The sequence below is a fragment of the Marinitoga sp. 1197 genome (assembly GCF_001021165.1).
Classification (GTDB): domain Bacteria; phylum Thermotogota; class Thermotogae; order Petrotogales; family Petrotogaceae; genus Marinitoga.
In genome coordinates, this window is record NZ_AZAY01000010.1 from 1 (window position 1) to 21,556 (window position 21,556).

The window sequence follows — 21,556 nt, forward strand, 5'->3', positions numbered from 1 at the left end:
ATATCACTTTCTTATTTTTTGTCCAAATCTTGTAAGGGGTGAATACGATATGAAATGACAGTATTAAACATATTAAAAGAAAGTAGTATAGAATACAACAAAATAATAAGATTACTGATAAATGGGAAAAAAATAGGATTTACAAAAGAATTTAAGGACATAGTAAAAGAAAGTATGAGTTATTACGATATAAGCGGAAAAGAACCAGAAAGATTCTATCATGGATTAATATTAGGAATGAGTGTAGGACTACAAAAAGAATATATAATAAAAAGTAATAGAGAAGCAGGATATGGAAGAGCAGATTTAATATTAATCCCCAAAGAAAAAACAAAACCAGGGATAATAATAGAATTCAAAAAGTTTAAAACAGATTATGATAAAAATCTAAAAGACAGTGCAGAAAGAGGGATGAAACAAATAGAAGAAAAGGAATATGAAAAAGAAATAAAGAGTTACGGAGTAGAAAAAGTAATAAAAGTTGCTATTGCCTTTGATAAAAAAGATGTTGAAATAATTGTAAAATAAAAAATTAAAAGCTTATAGTAAATTTTTTGTGGGGGTGTAAAAATGGATATTATTAATCATGTAGAAAATCTTAAAGAAGATATAATCGAAGGATTAAAAAAATTTATTTCTATTAATTCTGTAAATCCAAGAGGTGGAGGGCCTGGAGAAAAAGAGGTTGCAGAATATCTTGAATCATATATGAAAACTATGAAATTCGATGAAATAAAACGTTACAATGCTCCAGATGATGCTGTAAAATATGGCTTTAGACCTAATATTGTTGCGTTATATAAAGGGAAAAATCCAAAAAGAACCATCTGGTTCATTACTCATATGGATAAAGTTCCAGCGGGAGATCTCTCTTTATGGGAAACAGACCCTTTTACACCAGTAGTAAAAGATGGTAAAATTTTTGGAAGAGGAGCAGAAGACAATGGAAGTTCTTTAATAGCAACACTTTTTGGTTTAAAAACTATTATGGATTTAAATATAAGACCAGAAAATAATATTGGTTTAGTATTTGTATCTGATGAAGAAACTGGAAGTGATTATGGCATAAAATATCTGTTAAAACAAGGGATTTTCAATAAAAATGACTGGTATTACGTGCCTGACTCTGGAAACGATGAAGGTTCATTTATTGAAATAGCAGAGAAATCCATATTATGGTTAAAAATCATAACTGAAGGAAAGCAGGCTCATGCTGCTACGCCAAATGTAGCCAGAAATGCTCATAGAGCTGCGATATATTTTGCGAAGGAGTTGGATGAATTTTTACATGAAAAATATAATGCTATAGATAAAATGTTTGGGAGAGTTCCTATTTCAACCTTTGAACCAACAAAAAAAGAATATAATGTTGATAATATAAATACAATCCCAGGAACAGATATACTCTATTTTGATTGCAGAATACTCCCCCAATATGATTTAAGTGAAATACTCGATGATATAAATAAAATCAAAGAAAAATATGAAATTAAATTCGATGTTAAAATAAATATTGAAACGCCTCAAATTGAAAAAGCCCCTGCTCCCACACCATCAGATCATCCAATGGTTATAAAATTAAAAGAAAGTTTAAAAGAATTAAGAAATATTGATGCATTTGTCGGGGGGATTGGTGGCGGTACATGTGCTGCAATATTAAGACACGAAAATCTTCCAGCTGTTGTATGGGGAACAATGGATCATACAGCGCATCAACCAAATGAATATATAAAAATAGCGCATTTAATTTCAGACACAAAAGTTTATGCGCATTTAATGAGAAATTTATAGGAGGTAATAGATATGAAAACACTTATTTTATATGGATTTGGTCTTGGAGTTGTTGACATTAGAAGTATAAAAAAAGTGATGCACAATTATGACAAAATAATTGTATACATATCAAAATCTCCTCAGGGAAAAGCTATTGAAATGCTTAAAGATTTAGAAAATATAGAAATAAACGAAACCTTGAATTTTTATAAAGAAGCAAAAAAGAAACGTAAAGAAATTAAAAATTCTGAATTAAAAGACCTCGGAGATTTTGGAGATAGGGCGATGATGAGAGACCCATGTTAGAAAATATCAGTCTCATATTACTTGAAAGAGTATCTTTAATACTAGTAATTACATATATAATCTTTCAAACATATTTTATAAAAAATATATTTGGCAAAACATTAGTTGCCAGAAATAAGATTATTCTTGGTATTATAGGTGGGTTATTGGGAATTTTAGGAACAATATTTGGTATTGAATACAGTGGTGCAATAGTTAATTACAGAGATATTGGTGTAATTTTGGCAGGTATGACAGGTGGAATTCCATCAGGTTTGATAGCTGCAGGGATCTCATCAATATTTAGATTATCCTTTGGTGGAATAACAGCATTCCCTTGTTTTTTGGGAACCGTAACAGCTGGAGTATTAAGTGGACTTATATCCCAACATTTTGGAAGAAAACATTTTACTTTTTTTAATACGTTATTTTATACGACAATTATTGAAGTAATACATCTGACCTATGTTTTAATTATGGTAAAACCTTTTAGTCTTGCATATGATATAACTTTCAATATATTATTTCCTATGGTTGTAACAAATGCTCTTGGGGTTTCTTTTTTAAATTTTATGATAAAAAATTTAGAAGAAAACCTTGAACTTACAGCTGAGAATGCTATGACATCAATATTTATTATTATGGAAAATAGTTTAAATACAATAGAATTTGGTTTTGATGAAAAAAGCGCAAATATTATAGCCAGAACTATCCTTGAGAATAGCGACTTCGATGCTGTAGCATTAACTGATAAAAGAAAAATATTATCTCATGTTGGTATAGGAAGCGATCATCATGTTTCTGGATTAAAAATAAAGACTGGAGCAACAAAAAAAGTTATAAAAAGCGAAAAAGGTTTAAAGATTATTGGAAAAAATGGAATAAATTGTGAAAAAAAAGATTGCCCTTTACACTCGGCAATAATATTGCCATTAAAAGATTTAAATAATAACTTAATAGGTACCTTAAAACTATATTATTCAAAAAATAAAACCATAAAAAATACAGATATTGTTTTTGGGAAAAAGTTATCTCAAACGTTATCTTTGATAATATCTATATCAAAAATGAATGAAGCTTTAAAACTTGCTACAGAAGAAAAATTAAGAGAATTAATGGCAAATTTGAGCCCGCATTTTTTATTCAATACTTTAAATGCCATCAAATATATATCAAAAAAAGAACCTGATAATGTAAACAAATTTATAGATAATCTCTCTAATTTACTACGGTATACATTATATGAAAATGCAAAACTTGTTACTATAAAAGAAGAAATAGATTTTACAAAAAACTATTTAGAATTAATGAAATTAAGGTTCAAAGACAAGCTGGATTATGAAATAAAATGCAACAAAAATACAGAAAGTAAAGAAATTCCTCCATTTATTCTCCAACCACTTATAGAAAATTCCATAAAACATGGTATGAAAGACAGTAAACTTCTCATAAGTTTAACAATAAAAGAAAATAATGATTCCATTTCTATTGTGGTAGAAGATAATGGAAAAGGTTTTTTAGGAAATAAACCTAAAGGGAAAGGTTTAGAATTGATAAAAAACAGATTAAATGCAATATATAATGAAAATTATGAATTAAGCATAAAGTCTGGAATATTTGGCGGAGCAATTGTTGAAATAAAAATAAAAAATAAAGTTGGTGAATTAGTATGATAAAGGTTGTAATTATAGATGATGAATATTACGCAAGAGAAAGTCTGAAAGAATTAATAAAAGAAATGACTTCTTTTGAAATATTAGGTTGTTTTGAAAATGTTGAAAATTTTCTGAAAAGCAAAATAAAAAATGATACTGATGTGGTCTTTCTTGATATAGAATTACCAAAAATAACAGGAATAAAAGCCTCAAAATATTTAGAAAAATATAAAATCGTTTTTGTTACAGCTTATTCTGAATATGCAGTTGATGCTTTTGAAGTACATGCATTGGACTATTTGACAAAACCAGTCTCGGAAATAAGATTTATAGAAACAATTAATAGAATAGAAAAAGAATTCAAAAATACAAAACTCAACAAATTAGCAGTAGAAAATAATAAAGAAATAATATTTTTAGATTTTGAGGAAATATATTATTTTGAATATTTTAACAAAAAAATACTGGCAATTACAAAAAATGGTGAATATACACTCAAACACTTTAAAAATTTAAATAAATTTGAAAAAGAAATTCCTTACTCTTTTTTAAGAGTACATAAATCTTATATAATAAATCTCGAATATGTTGATAAATTTATCAAAGACCTAAATTCACTTGAAATGAGAAATGGAAAAATTATTCCTATAGGAAAAACATATATAAAAAATATTAGAAATATTTTGAATATTTAATTTATTTTTGTCAAGAAAATTTAATATCGTTTATTCTAAAAAAATGACCGTTCAGGTCATTTTTTTTCATGTTTAAGTATTAAGGAATAATTCTTATGATATAGTAAAAATTGCAAATTAAAATTCTGAAAGGGGGAACTTTTGATGAACTCATTGCTTTTAGCAATATTAGCATTTGTTGGATATTGGATAGCCTATAACACTTATGGAAAATGGATATCCAGAAAGATTTTTAAATTGGATGATAAAAATCCTGTACCTTCAAAAGAATTTGAAGACGGTGTTGACTATGTTCCTACTAAAAAACATATATTATTTGGTCATCATTTCACAACCATAGCTGGTACCGGACCGATAGTTGGTCCTGCAATTGGTGTAATATGGGGTTGGGTTCCTGCATTTATATGGGTATTTTTAGGTTCTATATTCATGGGAGCAGTTCATGATTTTACATCCCTCATAGTATCTGCAAGAAATCAGGGAAAGACTATAGGTGAATTAACAGGAAATTTAATAAACGAAAGAACAGCTAAAATATTCCTTGTATTAATACAATTCCTATTATGGATAGTATTAGCTGTATTTGGATTAATAGTTGCCTTATTATTTAATATGTATCCACAATCTGTATTTCCTGTATGGATGGAAATACCGATAGCAATGTGGCTAAGTTATATGATATATAATAAAGGAAAAAATGATACAGTATATTCTATTATAGCTGTTATATTAATGTATGTAACAATAGCAATAGGAGTAATCTTCCCAATAAAAGGTATTTCTGTTGTTACATGGATTTATATATTAATGGCATATGTATTTTTTGCCTCAACATTGCCTGTTCACAAGTTACTACAACCAAGAGATTATATAAATTCACATGAATTATTGATAGCCATTGCCCTATTAGTATTGGGTATTATAGTTGGTCACCCTAAAATAGTTGCTCCAGCATTTCAAACAGTACCTGATGCACCACCAATATTCCCTATATTATTTATAACAATAGCCTGTGGCGCTATTTCTGGATTCCATAGTTTGGCTGCTTCTGGAACAACTGTTAAACAACTTGAAAAGGAAACAGATGCACATGCAATAGGTTACGGCGGAATGATAATGGAAGGTGTTTTAGCAACGATAGTAATAATTGCAGTTACTGCTGGTTTAGGGATGAATGGAGGAGGAGTTGAAGCATTTACATCACATTATGCATCATGGGCAGCAGCAAGTGGTTTGGGAGCAAAATTATCTGCTGTAATTAATGGTTCAGCGAACTTAATGAATTCATATGGTATCCCTCTTGATCTTGCAAAAACAATAATGGCTGTATTCATTGTTTCATTTGCTGGAACAACTATGGATTCATCAGCAAGAATTCAAAGATTCGCATTACAGGAATTATTTACAAATAAAGAAAAAGAAATAGTTATAAAGCCTTTAAAAAATAGATTTATTTCTACAGCAGTAGTTATATTGGCAGCAATGGCATTAGCATTATCAGCTGATGGAGGTAAGGGAGCATTAATTTTATGGCCTGTATTTGGTGCATTAAACCAGCTTTTAGCAGGTTTGGCATTATTAATAGGAACAGTATATCTTGCTAAAAAGAAAAAACCTATATGGATTACAGGATTACCCATGTTATTTATGATGATTATAACATTATATGCAACAACTTTGAACTTAAAGAAATTCATTGCGGCAAATAATGGTCTTCTTATCTTTGTAACTGTGGTTACCCTTATAATAGCTTTCTGGATTTTAATAGAAGGATTTATTGCAATAGCAAAAGCAAACAAAGAACCTGAAGTAGTAGAAGAGGAAATTTAATAATAAAAAATAGCAGCTCTTTTGAGCTGCTATTTTTTATTATTAAATCAAAATTAACACATATGTTGTGTAACAAAACTAAGAAAACACAACATATTGTGGTATAATAACATCTAGAGAAAAAATATGGGGGTGTTATTTATTATGAATCTTGACGAATTTTTGGATATTTATAGCGATATAAAACCATCAGAGAATGCCGAAAGAATATTAAGAGACAGATATCTATTAAAAGATGGTGAAGGGAATTACATAGAACATACATGGAAAGATATATCAAAAAGAGTATCGAGATACATAGTAAGTTCTGAAACATTATATACTGATGATTTGGAATTCATAAAAAATACTGAAATAAAATTTTTTAAATTACTAAATAGCAGAGTTTTTTTGCCAAATAGTCCAACATTATTTAACGCGGGAAAAACTTTGCCAAATGATTTATTTTCAAAAAAAATAGACGAAATGACATTTGAAGATTATAAAAAAATATATAATTCAAGAACAAGACATAATATGTTATCAGCATGTTTTGTAGTTCCGCTTGAAGACTCGATGGATGGCATTTTTGAAGCTGTAAAAAATGCAGCTTTAATTCAAAAATATGGTGGAGGTGTGGGTTATGATTTTTCAGTATTAAGGCCAAAAGACAGTTCAATTGCTGGTACAGGCGGAAAATCATCTGGTCCCATAAGTTTTATGCATGTATTTAACACTACAGCCTCAACTATAGAACAGGGAGGTGCAAGACGCGGAGCTCAGATGGCAGTAATGCGTTATGATCATCCGGATATTATTGATTTTATAAATTCGAAAAAAAATAATGATGGAAAATCTGTATTAAATTATTTTAATATCTCGGTTAATTTTGATGATCCTAAAGAATTTTTAAAAAAATTAGAAAATGATGAAGAAATAGAATTATCTCATCCTAATTCAAATATAAAAAAAACAATTAAAGCAAGAGAATTATTTGATTTAATTGCTAATAATGCGTGGAAATCTGGAGATCCTGGAATGCTATTTTTAGGGCGGCATAATAAATATTATGCTTTAGAGGATGTTACACCTGTAAGCGCTACTAATCCCTGTGGAGAAGAACCTTTACCGCCATATGGGAGCTGTAATTTGGGTTCTATCGATATATCAAAGGTTGTAGATTATGTAGAAACTGGCAATCCTGATGGTGATAATAAAGAATTATTTAAAGAATTAATATACTGGACTGTAAGGTTTCTGGATAATGTTATCGATATAAATGTATATCCTCTAAAACAAATAGATAAAGTATCAAAAGAACAGAGATTTATAGGACTTGGAATAATGGGACTTGCTGATGCTATGTACAAAAAAGAACTGCCATATAATTCTGATGAAGGTAGAAAATTTATGGCAGAAACCTTAGCACAATTTGCGTATTATTCTCATCTTGCAAGTGCAGAATTAGCCAGAGAAAGAGGAAATTTTCCATTATTTGAAAAATCAAAATATAAAAATGGATTTATACCATTTCCTATGTTGTCAGATAAATACTCTGAAAATATCAGAACCTGGAATTCACTTATAAAAGAACATTTTTATGGAGAATCAAAAAAATATAAAAGAAATGTTCAGGTAAATACAATAGCTCCAACTGGATCAATTTCTAACTTAGCCGATACATCAAGTGGAATAGAACCGAATTTTATGCTCGCCTACATTAGATATATGACTGATAAAGAAGGAAACAGAGTTCCATTATCCTACATGAATAAAATATTGAGAAAAAGGTTAGATGGGATATTAACAGAGGAATTAGAAGCCGAAATAATAGAAAAAGGATCTATTCAAAATATAGAAAATATACCCTCGAATATAAAAAAAATATTTGTAACTGCAATGGATATAACAGGTATGGATCATTTGCTGGCTCAAAATGTTATACAGAGTTATTTAGATGCATCGTGTTCAAAAACAATAAATTTACCCAAAGAAGCAAGTGTTGAAGATATAAAAAATATTTATAAAAGAGCCATGGAATTAAATTTAAAAGGGATTACAATATATAGAGATGGATCATTAGAAACACAGGTTTTAACTAGAACAAAAAAAGAAGATAAAAAAGTAACATTTTTTGTACTTGATGAAAAACATAAGTTACGCGCAAAGCCAAGGAAAGAAACATTAAAAAGTGTAACAAGAAAATACAAAACAAAGTCTGGGACGGTTTATATTACCGTATCTTTTGATGATAATAATGAAGCTATAGAAATTTTCTTATCTGACGGAACAGAAACAGCAGAAATAATAGGAAGATTATCTTCAATAGCATTAAGGTCAGGTGTTTCTGTAGATGAAATATTGGAACAACTTTCAAAAGTAAAAGGAACATATTGTAAAGGAATTTCAAAAGAAATAAGACTTGCGCTTAAAGATTTTGAAGAACTTTGGAAAGACAATGAAATTGAAATTTTTCATATTGGCAAACCTTTGAGTAGAGAAGAAGTTGAGAAATTTGTTCATGCAAATAAACTTGAATATACAAAAGGCTATTATATAGATAATGAAGGAAATACTTACTGTCCAACATGCTTAAGTAAAAATTCATTATTAATGGCAGAAGGATGTATTTCATGTAAAACATGTGGATGGTCAAAATGTTCATAAAAAGATATTTTTATTTTAAATTTACGATGTCCAAAAAGTAAAGTCGCTCAAACCTTGATTGTTAATCCTCAAAAATAGCTCATTCTTGCCGGTCGTATCAGACTCACATCCGTGTTCGGCTTCACTCAATTTTGCATCCGTGCAAAATTGACCGGCTTCATTCGCTATTTTTTCGGACAATCTGCGAGTTTTCGCTCGCTTTACTAATTGGACACCCTAATTTTAAATTTAAAGTATATAATTATTTATAGATACTTTAAAAAGTTTTAATAAAATTTATAAAACTATAACTTGCCGTAGGCGTGTAACACCATAGGCGAGCGATAGCTCAATAATGTAAAATATTATTGTCCGATAGCCCACCGCAGGAGAGCCAAGATTGAGAGGTGAAATAAATGGCAAAATGTAAAAATTATCATGAAGCAGCTATAGAAGGAGCAAATGATGGAATATTTCATGGTGATCATATTCATCCAACAGTTATGATATGGGCTTCATTAAATGGCGAAAAAATAAAAAAATTAGTAGAAAAAGTGGCAGAATATGATGCTGATTATGCAGATGATTTAAAAGAAATGCTTGAAGAATATGATACTGATGTAGAGGATATTCCTATTCCCTTTCCTTTTTCATTTGCAACAGAGAAAGAGTTTGAAGATGCAGAAGTATTATTAAAAGACGTAGCAACAATAACAGAAGCAAAAGCATATTCTTTCATTGTTGAAGCAATGAGTGTAGAAGATGAAGAAGATACCGTACCTTCAGTATTTACAGAATGTAGAGAAGGGAAAATATATTTAACTTTATTTAATTGGGAATATAAAAAACTTGATGAAGAAGAATACGAAAATATAGATGAAGATATTCAAAGTTTTAGATTAAAAATATTATAAACAAAAAACCGGAGGAATCCCGGTTTTTTGTTTTTTAAAAATTATGTTATTATTTAGGCTTTTAAATCCTCTAATTTTGTAGATTTCCCGTAGAATCTCAAAACAGCCCAGAGAGAAACTACACCTAAAATCAAAGAAATCCATACAGGCATTCCCAGACCAACAGGAATATACCCAACTATTGCAGCAATAAGTGCGGCTGTTAAAGCGTAAGGCAACTGTGTTTTTACGTGATCAATATGATCAGCGGATGATGCCATTGATGACATAATAGTTGTGTCTGAAATTGGAGAGCAATGGTCTCCAAATGTTGCTCCTGTTAATACAGCTCCTAGTGTTGCATAGATTAATGGAGTCAATTCATTGCCAGTATAATGTGCTGCTAAAGGAATTGCTATTGGTAACATTATAGCCATAGTTCCCCATGAGGTACCTGTTGCAAATGCAACTATTGAAGATAAAATAAATACTAAAACAGGAATTGTCCAACCTGGTAATGAATTCGAAACAATCTGAACCAGATAATCAGCTGTTCCTAAATCTGTTGCTATAGAACCAATTGACCATGCGAGTATTAATATAATTGTGGTAATTATTAGGGATTTGGCTCCTTCAACCCAAGCTTCTATTGCTTTTTTCAATGTCATAATTCCCTGTGACACTGCCATAACAATAGCAACAATACTTGCTAAAGCTGAAGCCCATATTAATGCTGCTGAAGCATCAGCATCACCAAAAGCGTCTCTGATGCCATCCCATGTAAAAGGTTTATCAAGTCCACCACCAGAATACCATAATCCAATAAAAGCAAAAATAATCAAAGTGAGAATTGGGACCAAAGCATTTGAAACTTTTAAAGGTATATTATCTTTTTCAAGATCTTTTTCAAAATCTGTTGATAACATAGGTTCTGCACCATCTGCTAAAACCTTTCCTGTTAATCTTGCCCTTTTTTCTGCTTCATACATTGGTCCGAAATCCCTCATCATAAAACCAACCATAAACACCATAACTAAGGCAAATAATCCATACATTCTATAAGGTATTGATTGGAAAAATACAGAATATGGATTAACATCTACGTTTATTGATTTAAATGCGTCACCAATTAAACCAAGTTCATATCCTATCCATGTGGAAATAGCTGCCATAGTTGCAACAGGTGCGGCTGTAGAATCAACAATATAAGATAACTTTTCCCTTGAAACCTTTAATTTATCTGTTAATGGTCTCATTGTAGGTCCAACAATTAAAGTATTAGCATAGTCATCAAAAAAGACGACAACACCCATTAAAGCTGTAGCTAATTGTGCGCTTTTTGCTGTTCTAGCCTTTTTAGCAAGAGCATTTGCTATTGCTCTCGTTCCTCCCATTTTAGCTATAACACCAACCATACCTCCAATGGTTAATGTAAAGATAATAATTCCAGCATGCCATCCATCAGCTAAAGCATTTACAGGATATTCAAATGTTTTAGTATAACTTTCCACTAATTTCATAAAAAATCCTGAACTAGAATTAGCAAAAACACTAATTAATGCTCCTGAAAAAACACCTAACAATAATGATAATATAACCTCTTTAGTAATAAAAGCCAAAGCAATAGCTAATAGAGGTGGAATTAACGACCAGAATCCATAAACTACTTTTGCCGCTTCTCCGCCATCAGCAAAAGCCAGAGTCGCCATTAAAACAAACACCACCATGATAAAAAAAACTGTGAGTTTCTTTCTCATAAACTCCCCCCTTTAATGGATTTTTAATTATTATATCATATTCAAGCCTCTTTTGTCAAAGAAAATTAACATATCGCTATTTGTGATAATATTAACGTGTTTCGAAGTTACATTTAATTTAAAAATATGTCAAAAAAACGAAATAATTAAAAATTTAAAATTCATCAATGCTCACCTACGGTGATACACGCTGCCGCGGGCATCGGTTAAAAACTTTTTGTATGAATGTAAAATCTGTACGTTTTTTATCAAGTGATACGTTGTCCAAAAAGTAAAGCCGCTCAAACCTTAATTGCTAATCTTCAAAAATAGCATATTTTCGCCGGTCGTATCAGACTCACATCCATGTTCGGCTTCACTCAATTTTGCATCCGTGCAAAATTGTCCGGCTTCATATGCTATTTTTTCAGGCAATTTTCGAGTTTTCGCTTACTTTACTAATTGGACACCCTAATCAAGCGAGATAAAAAATAAAAAGGGGTTTTAACCCCTTTTTATTTTTTTGAATTTATCAAATTTTAATTAAAATATTCTCTTACTGCAAACGATGCTGCGATTGCTCCATCAGCAGCTGCAGTTATGATTTGTCTCAATTCTTTTTGTATAACATCTCCTGCAGCAAAAACACCTTTTACATTTGTTTCTCTATGTTCGTCTACTATTATATATCCATAATCATCCAATTTTATTTTATCTTTAAATAATTGAGTTACAGGTAATAAACCCACAAATACAAATACACCATCAACATCAAAATTTGATACTTCACCATTTTCTCTGTTTTCAAGTACTAATTGATTTACCTTTTTATCTCCTTTAATTTCTTTAACAACAGAATTCCATATAAATTTTATATTAGCTGTATTAAATGCTTTATCCTGATAGATTTTATCGGCTCTTAATTTATCTCTTCTATGAATAATATAAACTTCTTTGGCTATTTTTGAAAGATATAATGCTTCTTCTACCGCGGTATTTCCCCCGCCAATTACAGCAACTTTCTGATTTTTGAAAAAATGTCCATCACAAGTTGCACAGTAAGAAACTCCACGACCTGCAAATTCTTTCTCGCCTGGTACGTTTAATTTCCTCGGTGTTGCGCCAGTAGCTATAACTACTGTTTTTGCTTTTACAATATTTCCATCATCAAGAGAAATTATTTTTTCTTCTTTCTCAAAATTTACATTAATAACCTCACCATAATGAAATTCAACACCAAATTTCTTAGCATGTTCTCCCATTTTTTCTGCTAATTCTTCACCAGTAATTGATGAAAAACCAGGATAATTCTCAACATATTCGGTTAAATTAATCTGACCACCATCTAAATCCTTTTCTATTATCAACGGCTTGATTCCACCTTGAACAGCATATATACCAGCTGCAACACCAGCAGGACCTCCACCTATAATAATCATATCATAATATTCTTTTATATTGCTTTTACTTTTAGAGGTTCCCAAATCAAAAAACATTGTTTATCCCTCCACAGCTTTTAATACTTCTTCAACAAAGTTTGGTTCAGGATATGCACCTATGAATTCACCTTTTACTACCCATTCGCCATTTTCAAATACTTCTATAACAGTATGTGGGACAGAACTTACGTTATGTTTTGAAGATATTTCGAAAAATTCATTTGCTTCAACCATTTCACCATTGATGTTTTCATTTATCATTGCAGCTTGTTGTGCTGATAATACTGCTCTTGGGCAGTATGGACATGTTGGGGTAACAAAAACTCTTAATCTCATTTTTTTATTTATATTTCTTAATTTTGCTACAGCATCTTCGGATAATTCTACTTCGCCATTTTTGGATAATAATATCAAATCCTGTAATAATGTGCTGAATTCGTGTCCGGATGGTATACCATAAAATCTTACACCTAAATCTGTCCCATTTGAGGCTAATATAACTGTAGCTGGAGCTAAAGTTTTATCTATTTCATATTCTTCGGCAATAGGTGAGTTTATATCATAAATATCCAAATCTACGTTTTCAACACCTTCTTTTAATTCTGTGTATAACTGTTTTGTTACATCACAATATTCGCAATTTTCCTTTTCAAATAATATTATTTTTACTCTGCCTTTCATTTCTGATAATAATTCCCTAACTTGTTCTAATGTTTTTTCATCTAATAATTTTTCCACAAAAAACACCTCCGAATTATATATTTTCTTTTGCTTTTTTAATAAAATTCTTCAATACTACAATTTGCTCTTCCATCTCTATAATAAAATTACTTATTCTTTCTTTTCCTTTTTTAGTAACTTTATATATTTTTCTTGGTGGGCTAGATGTGATATCCCAATCAAATTCTATTTCTTTTCTTTTTTCCAATTCAGATAAAGCTCTGTATACCCTTCCTTTTTGACCAATTCCTTCTGGTATAGTTATTCCCATCTCACATAATCTATTTGATAATTCATAGCCATAACTGGCTTTCTCTGCAATTAGTATCAACAAAAGATCACATATTAATTTCCCGCTTTTATTAAAGACTTTACATTTATTCATGGATTCCATTTTTCCCTCCAAATATAACAAAAAAAGTCTGATATCATCAATCATATTATATACAAAATGTATATATTTGTCAACAAAGAAAGATAACAATACTGTATTTGTTATATTTAAAAAGAGTTACAAAATTAATTTAGTATTATTAATCCGAAAATGAATTATATATCTCCTTAATTTCATTGGAATATTTTCTGAAAATTTTTAAAATTTCCGGATTAAAATCTTCAGGAGAAGTTCTATCATCACCTTCTAATATAATTTTCATAGCAGATTCATGCGATAATGCTTCTTTATATGGCCTTTTTGAACGAAGTGCGTCATAAACATCTACTATTGAAACTATCTGTGCCTCTATTGGTATTTTTTCACCTTTTAAGTTAAAAGGATAACCTCCACCATTATATTTTTCATGATGATATATAGCTATTTTTAAGGCGGTATCAAAATAAGGATCGTCGCCCAATAATCGCTCAGCATAAATTGTATGTTTCTTCATAATCTCATATTCTTCATCTGTTAGTCTACCTTTTTTATTTAATATTTCAAGTGGAATAAAAATTTTTCCTATATCATGCAACGGAGCAAATTCTCGTATTTCAAGAATTCTTTCAGAAGGTAAATTTAATTTTTTTGCAATAAAAGATGCTAATTCTCCTACTCTATATATATGCTGTCCAGTTATATCATCATGTGCTTCCGCTATTAATGCCAATTTACTTGCAAAATTAAGATATGCATTTTTTACCTGATCTATATTTAATTTGGAAGATAGCGTTGTTTTTGCAATATTAATAAATGCCTGAAATATTATTTTATCATTATCATTAAAAGATTTTTTGTTATCATCTGATGTTTCTAAAGAAAAACTCAATAATTTGTCTTTACTGATTCTTATAGTAGCAATCATTATTTCATTAATTGGTTTAGTTATTTTTAAAAATTCATGTTTTATTTTTTCATTATCAAAGACTTTTTTATTATATTTCTCTAAATCTTTGCCTTTCATTACTTTTAGTTTTTCACCTGTTTTTATCATATATTTACTTTTAAGTGGTAAATTTTTTAATTTTTCAATATCATAACCCACAGCAGAAATAAATTCCCAGTGTTCTCCATCAGAAATGGAAATACTACCATAATCTGCTGTTTCAGAAAGTTCTATAGCAAATTTTAATAAATAATCAAAATAACTATGAAGATCAATTTCCTTATTACCGAGATATTGTATTAAATCGATTATTTTAAATAATTTTTGATTTATCAACTGCAATTCAGCATTTGTAATCTCCAGTTTTTTTTGATGATTAATATTTTCTGTTATATCTACCCATAAAACCAAAAGTCCATTTTCTTTGTTTGGTAAAGTGATTGCTGTTTTATAATCTTTAAAGTAAAGCTTTTTATTATTTATATTTAACATAAATATGTTAATAAACCCTTTTTTATTCGAAGATAGAATATTAATGTCTTCTATTATTGATTCTTCTAAAAGGTTTTTATTTGTGTCGTTAAATAAATCCAATAACGATTTACCTATAATATTTTCTTTTTTTAATCCCAGTAAATTTGCAAAAGCATTATTTGCAAATACAATTTCCTGTTCTATATTTTTGATGTATATTGGATTAGGAGATAAATTTACAATTTCTTCTATAAGCTTTTTTGAACTATTCAATTCTATAACTTTGTTTTCTAATTCTAAAAGTGTTTTTTTCAATGCAGTAGTTCTACTTTTCACTCTTTTTTTTAATATTTTTGAATGCAAATAAAATATTGCGATTATCAATATTGCTATTATTAAACCAAAAAGAATCATGTATTTTAACCAGGTGGGTATTTTTTCTCTAATAATTGGTTCAAAATATTTATCAAAAGTTCTATAGTAAAATGAATTATTATCCTCTTTTAATTTTTTTAATTGTTTATCAATCAAATCAAAAATATTTTTTAAATTATTATCCTTATACATAATATATCCGCCAATTGGCTTAAATATTATAGAAGTCTTCTTTACATTATATTTTTTTCCCTGATCAAGTCCAAAAAATCTTGGAACAACACCAGCATCAATTTCTTTTTTATCCAACATTTTAAATATATCATCATATGTATCGAGTTCAACAAATTTAGCCTTAATATTAAAACCTTTTAATATATCTTTTATTCCGCCATTTCCTTTATAAAAAATATCTGTTTTCATTACACCAATTTTTTTATTTTTTAAATCAATAATAGATGAAAGATTAAGATTTTTTCTTGTATAAATAACAGCCCATTCAAAAAATACAGCCTCTTGATTAAAATGAAAAAATTGAGATCTTTCGGGCGTAAAAGCTAATGGGGCAACACCATCGATTTTGCCACCTTTAAGTTTTTCTATCAAATTTTGTTGTGAGTCAATAATTATGTTCAATTCTATACTATTACTATTTGCAATAAATTCAAGAATATCATTTAAAAAACCATTATTTTTATCAATAACAATAGGTGGAGCTTTATACAAACCTATTGTTATTGGAAAGGAAAAAATGTTTATTATTATTATAATTATAAAAAATATTTTTTTCATATTAAAATCACCTTACTATTGTATTATGGTATATTCTATAATATCATTTTAAAGTAAATTTTCAGGTTGTGAAAAGGTTAAAAATTTTAACATATTATCTTATTTTTTCCTTTGTTTTTAGCTCTATAAGCTTTTTTATCAGCTACTTTTATCAGTTTTAAAATAGAAGTTTTTTTGTTATCCTCAATTCCAACACTAAATTTCACATGAACTTTTAAAAGTTTTTTTCTTATTCTTTTTAGAATATTACGAGCAGTAAATTTGTCTACATCTTCAAAAATAATTACAAATTCATCTCCACCATACCTATAAGCTTTATCCTTCTCTCTGATAGAAACTTTTATAATATCGGAAATCTCTTTTAAAATCTTATCCCCTTTTAGATGCCCGTATTTATCATTAATGTGTTTAAAATTATCTAAATCTATAAAGGCTAAAGCTATTAATTTTTCTCTTTTTTCATATATTTCTAAATCTTTTTTCAATTTTGATGAATTATATAATCCGGTTAAATGATCTATTTCGCTTAATTTCTTTATTTCAGTAAAATAATTTCCATGAATAAGTATCATAGATACTATTTTTGCCAATACTGATAATGTTTGCATATCTTCTGTTGTTGGTCTTAAACCATCTTCCGGAGTGTCGCATGAGATATATCCAATTATTTCATCATTCTTATCTCTCAGTGTAAGTGCCAGTAAATCTTTTTCATTCCATAAATAATCTTTATTATAAATATTTGCTGTTATATTTTGCTCAAAAATAAAATAGTTATTTTCGTTTATATTTTCTGCAAAATTAGGTATAAAATATACCTCACCATGTCTGTACTCATTTTTAAATACATTCTCAATAATTTCTGACGCTCTTACTTTTCTTTTTATTAATTTTTCAAAATCCTCTTTTGAAAAACCTGCATATGTAACTCTTTTAATTTCATCGTTTTGATAATCGATCTCTGAAATTAATACATATTTATATTGAAATTTTTCATTAAGAAGCTTCGCAACCTCTTTTAAAATAACTTCTTTTGATGCTTTAATAGAATATGCATGTAATAAATTAGAGAATTCCAGCATAATTTCATTAAATTTTTTTAATCTTTTATTTTTAACTCGTTCTTCTTCCTTTTCATAAAGATATTTGGTTATAAAAAAATATATACCTAAAAATAACAAATTTTGAAGTAAAAAATAATGTCTTACTAAAAGATTTTTGGATATCAAATATAAATATATACTTGGTAATGTGGCAATAAAAAATATATATTCTATAAAAAACATATTCAATTTAAAGTTTTTGCTATCAACAAAAATTGTATTTAGTATCTTGGCAATAGTAACAAACAAAAATAATTCAAAATAAATATTTATATTAAATTCAAGTTTTTCAACAATTATATACGAACCATAATACATTATAAAATATACAAAGAATTTTCTAATTCTCTGTATAAGACTAACTTTATTATCTATTCTTAATATAGTAATCGCAGCGGAATAGAATATATATTGTGGTCCTAATAAAAATGCAATTAAAAATCCAGGAATATTTGATACAAGACGCTTCTCGTTTTTCCATTTCACATTGATATTATCTGATATAAATGTTATTAATAAAACGCCAAAAAGTTTGTGTAAATCAAAGTTGAAATCAAAAGGAAAATAAATTAAAATAAAAAAACTCAAAATTGCTTCAAAAATTATTTTTTTTGTATATCCCCAAGTAATCTTTTTAACCATTATGTCCCCCCATTGTTTTTATTTTTTTAGTATTTCATCATCGAGAACTTCATCAATCTCATCGAATCCATAAAGTCTGGCTTTTATTCTCAAATCATCGATGTTTAGCAAGTTCATGATATTTTTAGCCAGTAAAAATTCAAAGGGCAACCACGTTACATGTCCCGTTGGGATTATATAATATCTTGCCTCTTTAAATTCGCCTGCTAACATCCTTCTGCTTTTTTTTGAAAGTGTTTTATCAAAAATTGCTTCAACAAACGTAACCTTTTTAGAATCAATTAAGTGCGCGTACGACAGCGGATCAACCTTAAATAAAGGGTGAATATTATCTGATTCAATTAATTCTTTTAAAGACATTTTTCTTACAAATCCAAACTGTTTTTTATAAATTTCAAAAATTTTTTCAGGATTATGCAGATCACAATCTTCTCTAAAACCCTTTTCTATCAATCTTTTTACAAATTTTGTTGCAGGAGAATTATATAATATCTCCGGTAAATTTCCCCCTGTTGTCATAAGTAAAAGATGTTTTAATTGAGGATTTAAAGCTTCAACAATAGTTCCAACCATTCCACCAAGACAATATCCTATAAGAATATTTTCTTTTTTCCATAACCCTTCCTGTTTTAAAAAATCAATTGTAGATAATGCATCGACAACACCATGTTCCCAAAATTTATACATTGTTTTTATATTCGGCCACAAATAATTTCTCCCGCTGACAGAGTTTTTATCCACTCTTGTATAATTCCCAGGCAAAATTAAAATAGATGTATTTATCCCCACACTTGCAAGTCTTCTTGCCATCCATAACATGTATTTAACATTTGCACTACCGAGTCCATGTAAAATTAAAGCAGATGCATATGTTTTGTCTTTTGGCATAAAATTATATATTTCAACAATTTCTGTGCCTTTGGCTGGATTTTTATAAAGTGTATTGAATCTGATATAATTGCATCTATAGTGCTTTCCTTTAAAAATAAAACCGGAAATATAATCAATTTTTTTCTTTTCATATGAAAAATCAATCTTCATTTTTCATCAATCCCCTTATAAACTTTATTGTTTCATTTAATATCTTTATAGTCTGAATATCATTATTTTCAAATTCAAAGGCATGATCTCCATTTTTATGGACTAATATTTTAGTCTGTATTCCTTTTTCTCTTAATTTTTTTAACAGCTCAATTGAAGATGAAAATGGGACGGTTTTATCCTCTTTTCCATGAACCAGCAACACAGGTTTCATATTTTCATTAATCCAGAAAATTGGTGAATAATATAAATATTCCCCTTCTTTAGATGGGGTTGGAAGCCCTTTTAATGTAGTTGCTGTTGCAACCTTTGCAAAAATAGATTTTACTTCTTTATCGAATAAATGTTTTAAATTAGCAGGAGTATAATACAGAATAACCCCTTTTATACCTTCAACATGTTGTATATTCTTTACAAATGTATTGTATGCGTAGTATAATAATGTAAGATGCCCTCCAGCAGACAACCCCATTAAGAGAATGTTATTTTTATCTAAAAATAAATTCTTTGAGTTATTTTTTATATAATTCAGAGCATCTGTATAATCAGATAATATTTCATTCATAGTATGTGAAATACCAAGCCTATAATCAATAGAAACAACGGCAAATCCTCTGGAGGCTAAAAATTTACACCATGATACATTGTTTTTTTGATTTCTAAAACCGGAAACCCATCCACCACCATGTGCAAAAAAGATTATCGGATACAATTCTTTTTTCCCTTCTGGATAATATATATCCAGTTTCAATTCTTTATTTTTAATCTTTTTATATACATAAGTTTTTACAATACCAGAGTAATTTGTATCTATAGGTAGTTTCCTAAATAACAAATTTGAAATATATATAATAGACCATAAAACAAATCCATATATTAAGACAATTCCTCCCCATGAGAATGAGAGAATTATAATAAATATTGTGTATACCTTTTTTAGTTTTTCTTTATTCAAAATAATCACCTGTAATCATTTAAATCTTAATAGATTTTTATTTTTTAAAATACTGATAATCTAATTATACAATAAAAAATCAAAAGGAGCAAATAGATATGAGTTTTGGTAAGATATTAAAAATAATAGAAGAAAAAGATTTTTCTATTCATAATCAAAATACAAGAAGAGAAATATCAAAGATAAACAAATGGTTATTAAAACCACAAGAATTAACGCATAGAAAATTATTATCCATACTTAAATTTTTAAGCAAAAATGCTGAAAGGAAAATATTGAACAAACATTTAAATGATTTGCAATTTTTACTGATTCATATAGTAGAAAAACCAAAAGAAAACAGAATAAACGATTTGAAAAAATATTACAACCTATTAGAAGAAGATATTGAAACAATAAAATTCCTGATGTATCCAGAAAAATTTCCGCCGGGAGGTTATGAAAAAAAATTAAAAAAATATGGTATAGAATTATATTTCCCAAAAGTAATCTTTAAAAAATTACCTTTTAAAGATTATATTGATTTATATGCCTTGATGACATATGTGCCTCTCGATGAAAAAAATCCATTCATTCAAAATCTGCTTGATGAAATCCTGAATCTTGACTTTCTTGAGGATAAAAAAGCATATTTTAAAAAACTTATGGATATTTATAAAAGTCTTAATGATTTTGAACAACATATTTTAAATATTCAATTAAAAAATTTTTCTTATTATCATTATAAATTATTCAATACAAATTCCGTAAAAGGTATTGTTATTGACGGAAGCAATGTAATTAGATATGAAAACAAAAATTCAATTCAACAATTAATAGAAATACTTGACAACATGTTTCTTGAAAAAATTGTATTTTTCCCGGTTCATATAGTTTTTGATAATAATATAGAATATTTTCTAAATGAAGATGATAGGAAAGCCTTAAAAAGATTAGCTGAAAAGAAAAGAGTTTATTTTAATTCACCTGCAGATGAAATGATAATATATATCTCCAAAAAATTTGACTATTATATACTTTCCAATGATAGATTTAAAGAATATAAAGTTGATGAAAATAAATTATTGAAAATTGAAAAATTTAAACTTTAATATTAACTATATTTATAGTGTCATTAATAATGTGTGCGCATTATATAGACTGAAAAAAGGTTGTTTATCAGGTGAAGAATAATATAAGAGTTAATAGGGGAAATATATTATCC

Annotated in this window: 17 protein-coding genes; 9 read left to right on the forward strand and 8 right to left on the reverse strand. The window is 28.4% G+C overall.

Annotated elements, in window-relative coordinates; all coding sequences use genetic code 11:
• Nucleotides 1–54: 54 nt before the first annotated feature.
• From X275_RS02745 to X275_RS02780, 8 genes are all read left to right on the forward strand, one after another.
• Nucleotides 55–528: a PD-(D/E)XK nuclease domain-containing protein gene (locus X275_RS02745; RefSeq protein ID WP_047267423.1), complete on the forward strand. Its 474-nt coding sequence runs from the start codon at nt 55–57 to the stop codon at nt 526–528.
• A 42-nt stretch (nt 529–570) separates the two neighbouring features.
• Nucleotides 571–1,791, forward strand: a complete 1,221-nt coding sequence (locus X275_RS02750; RefSeq protein ID WP_047267424.1) for a M20 family metallo-hydrolase — start codon at nt 571–573, stop codon at nt 1,789–1,791.
• Nucleotides 1,792–1,803: 12 nt separating this feature from the next.
• Nucleotides 1,804–2,079, forward strand: coding sequence for a hypothetical protein (locus X275_RS02755; protein WP_197072583.1), 276 nt, complete (start codon nt 1,804–1,806; stop codon nt 2,077–2,079).
• Entirely contained in the window at nt 2,073–3,731 is a 1,659-nt protein-coding gene (locus X275_RS02760; RefSeq protein ID WP_047267425.1) for a LytS/YhcK type 5TM receptor domain-containing protein, read from the forward strand. The genes X275_RS02755 and X275_RS02760 overlap by 7 nt, the downstream gene beginning before the upstream one ends.
• Nucleotides 3,728–4,408: a LytR/AlgR family response regulator transcription factor gene (locus X275_RS02765; protein ID WP_047267426.1), complete on the forward strand. Its 681-nt coding sequence runs from the start codon at nt 3,728–3,730 to the stop codon at nt 4,406–4,408. The genes X275_RS02760 and X275_RS02765 overlap by 4 nt, the downstream gene beginning before the upstream one ends.
• A 144-nt stretch (nt 4,409–4,552) precedes the next feature.
• Entirely contained in the window at nt 4,553–6,238 is a 1,686-nt protein-coding gene (locus tag X275_RS02770) for a carbon starvation CstA family protein (RefSeq protein ID WP_047267427.1), read from the forward strand.
• 144 nt (nt 6,239–6,382) lie between these two features.
• On the forward strand, nt 6,383–8,884 hold the full coding sequence (locus X275_RS02775; RefSeq protein ID WP_047267428.1) for an adenosylcobalamin-dependent ribonucleoside-diphosphate reductase: 2,502 nt from the start codon (nt 6,383–6,385) through the stop codon (nt 8,882–8,884).
• 395 nt (nt 8,885–9,279) lie between these two features.
• On the forward strand, nt 9,280–9,777 hold the full coding sequence (locus X275_RS02780; RefSeq protein ID WP_047267429.1) for a hypothetical protein: 498 nt from the start codon (nt 9,280–9,282) through the stop codon (nt 9,775–9,777).
• Nucleotides 9,778–9,830: 53 nt separating this feature from the next.
• Here the strand turns inward: X275_RS02780 and X275_RS02785 are convergent, their stop codons facing one another.
• The 8 genes from X275_RS02785 to X275_RS02820 form a co-directional block, all read right to left on the reverse strand.
• The gene (locus X275_RS02785) at nt 9,831–11,513 is read right to left on the reverse strand and encodes a Na+/H+ antiporter NhaC family protein (RefSeq protein WP_047267430.1); all 1,683 of its coding nucleotides are present in this window, start codon (nt 11,511–11,513) and stop codon (nt 9,831–9,833) included.
• Between the two features lie 518 nt (nt 11,514–12,031).
• Nucleotides 12,032–12,988 carry a thioredoxin-disulfide reductase gene (gene trxB, locus X275_RS02790; protein WP_047267431.1) on the reverse strand — a complete coding sequence of 319 codons (957 nt, stop codon included), beginning with the start codon at nt 12,986–12,988 and terminating at the stop codon, nt 12,032–12,034.
• 3 nt (nt 12,989–12,991) lie between these two features.
• Complete coding sequence (gene pdo, locus X275_RS02795) at nt 12,992–13,669, reverse strand: protein disulfide oxidoreductase (RefSeq protein WP_052913563.1); 678 nt, start codon at nt 13,667–13,669, stop codon at nt 12,992–12,994.
• Nucleotides 13,670–13,685: 16 nt separating this feature from the next.
• A complete protein-coding gene (locus tag X275_RS02800; RefSeq protein ID WP_052913565.1) occupies nt 13,686–14,045 on the reverse strand; it encodes a PadR family transcriptional regulator in 360 nt (119 codons plus the stop codon).
• 139 nt (nt 14,046–14,184) lie between these two features.
• Nucleotides 14,185–16,611: an HD domain-containing phosphohydrolase gene (locus X275_RS11310; RefSeq protein WP_084825085.1), complete on the reverse strand. Its 2,427-nt coding sequence runs from the start codon at nt 16,609–16,611 to the stop codon at nt 14,185–14,187.
• Nucleotides 16,612–16,697: 86 nt separating this feature from the next.
• Nucleotides 16,698–18,356, reverse strand: coding sequence for a sensor domain-containing diguanylate cyclase (locus X275_RS02810; protein ID WP_047267432.1), 1,659 nt, complete (start codon nt 18,354–18,356; stop codon nt 16,698–16,700).
• Between the two features lie 18 nt (nt 18,357–18,374).
• On the reverse strand, nt 18,375–19,397 hold the full coding sequence (locus X275_RS02815; protein WP_047267433.1) for an alpha/beta hydrolase: 1,023 nt from the start codon (nt 19,395–19,397) through the stop codon (nt 18,375–18,377).
• The gene (locus X275_RS02820; RefSeq protein ID WP_047267434.1) at nt 19,387–20,352 is read right to left on the reverse strand and encodes an alpha/beta hydrolase family protein; all 966 of its coding nucleotides are present in this window, start codon (nt 20,350–20,352) and stop codon (nt 19,387–19,389) included. The genes X275_RS02815 and X275_RS02820 overlap by 11 nt, the downstream gene beginning before the upstream one ends.
• Nucleotides 20,353–20,450: 98 nt before the next feature.
• Here X275_RS02820 and X275_RS02825 point away from each other — a divergent pair, with 98 nt between their 5' ends.
• Nucleotides 20,451–21,443, forward strand: coding sequence for a hypothetical protein (locus X275_RS02825; protein WP_047267435.1), 993 nt, complete (start codon nt 20,451–20,453; stop codon nt 21,441–21,443).
• The last annotated feature ends 113 nt before the right edge of the window (nt 21,444–21,556 follow it).

Coding starts and splice junctions, on each gene's coding strand:
- X275_RS02765 (WP_047267426.1), top strand. CDS start 3,728: ATGATAAAGGTTGTAATTATAGATGATGAATATTACGCAAGAGAAAGT.
- X275_RS02800 (WP_052913565.1), bottom strand. CDS start 14,045: ATGGAATCCATGAATAAATGTAAAGTCTTTAATAAAAGCGGGAAATTA.
- X275_RS02785 (WP_047267430.1), bottom strand. CDS start 11,513: ATGAGAAAGAAACTCACAGTTTTTTTTATCATGGTGGTGTTTGTTTTA.
- X275_RS02775 (WP_047267428.1), top strand. CDS start 6,383: ATGAATCTTGACGAATTTTTGGATATTTATAGCGATATAAAACCATCA.
- X275_RS02755 (WP_197072583.1), top strand. CDS start 1,804: ATGAAAACACTTATTTTATATGGATTTGGTCTTGGAGTTGTTGACATT.
- X275_RS02760 (WP_047267425.1), top strand. CDS start 2,073: ATGTTAGAAAATATCAGTCTCATATTACTTGAAAGAGTATCTTTAATA.
- X275_RS02825 (WP_047267435.1), top strand. CDS start 20,451: ATGAGTTTTGGTAAGATATTAAAAATAATAGAAGAAAAAGATTTTTCT.
- X275_RS02745 (WP_047267423.1), top strand. CDS start 55: ATGACAGTATTAAACATATTAAAAGAAAGTAGTATAGAATACAACAAA.
- X275_RS02815 (WP_047267433.1), bottom strand. CDS start 19,397: ATGAAGATTGATTTTTCATATGAAAAGAAAAAAATTGATTATATTTCC.
- X275_RS02750 (WP_047267424.1), top strand. CDS start 571: ATGGATATTATTAATCATGTAGAAAATCTTAAAGAAGATATAATCGAA.
- X275_RS02770 (WP_047267427.1), top strand. CDS start 4,553: ATGAACTCATTGCTTTTAGCAATATTAGCATTTGTTGGATATTGGATA.
- trxB (WP_047267431.1), bottom strand. CDS start 12,988: ATGTTTTTTGATTTGGGAACCTCTAAAAGTAAAAGCAATATAAAAGAA.
- X275_RS02810 (WP_047267432.1), bottom strand. CDS start 18,356: ATGGTTAAAAAGATTACTTGGGGATATACAAAAAAAATAATTTTTGAA.
- X275_RS11310 (WP_084825085.1), bottom strand. CDS start 16,611: ATGAAAAAAATATTTTTTATAATTATAATAATAATAAACATTTTTTCC.
- X275_RS02780 (WP_047267429.1), top strand. CDS start 9,280: ATGGCAAAATGTAAAAATTATCATGAAGCAGCTATAGAAGGAGCAAAT.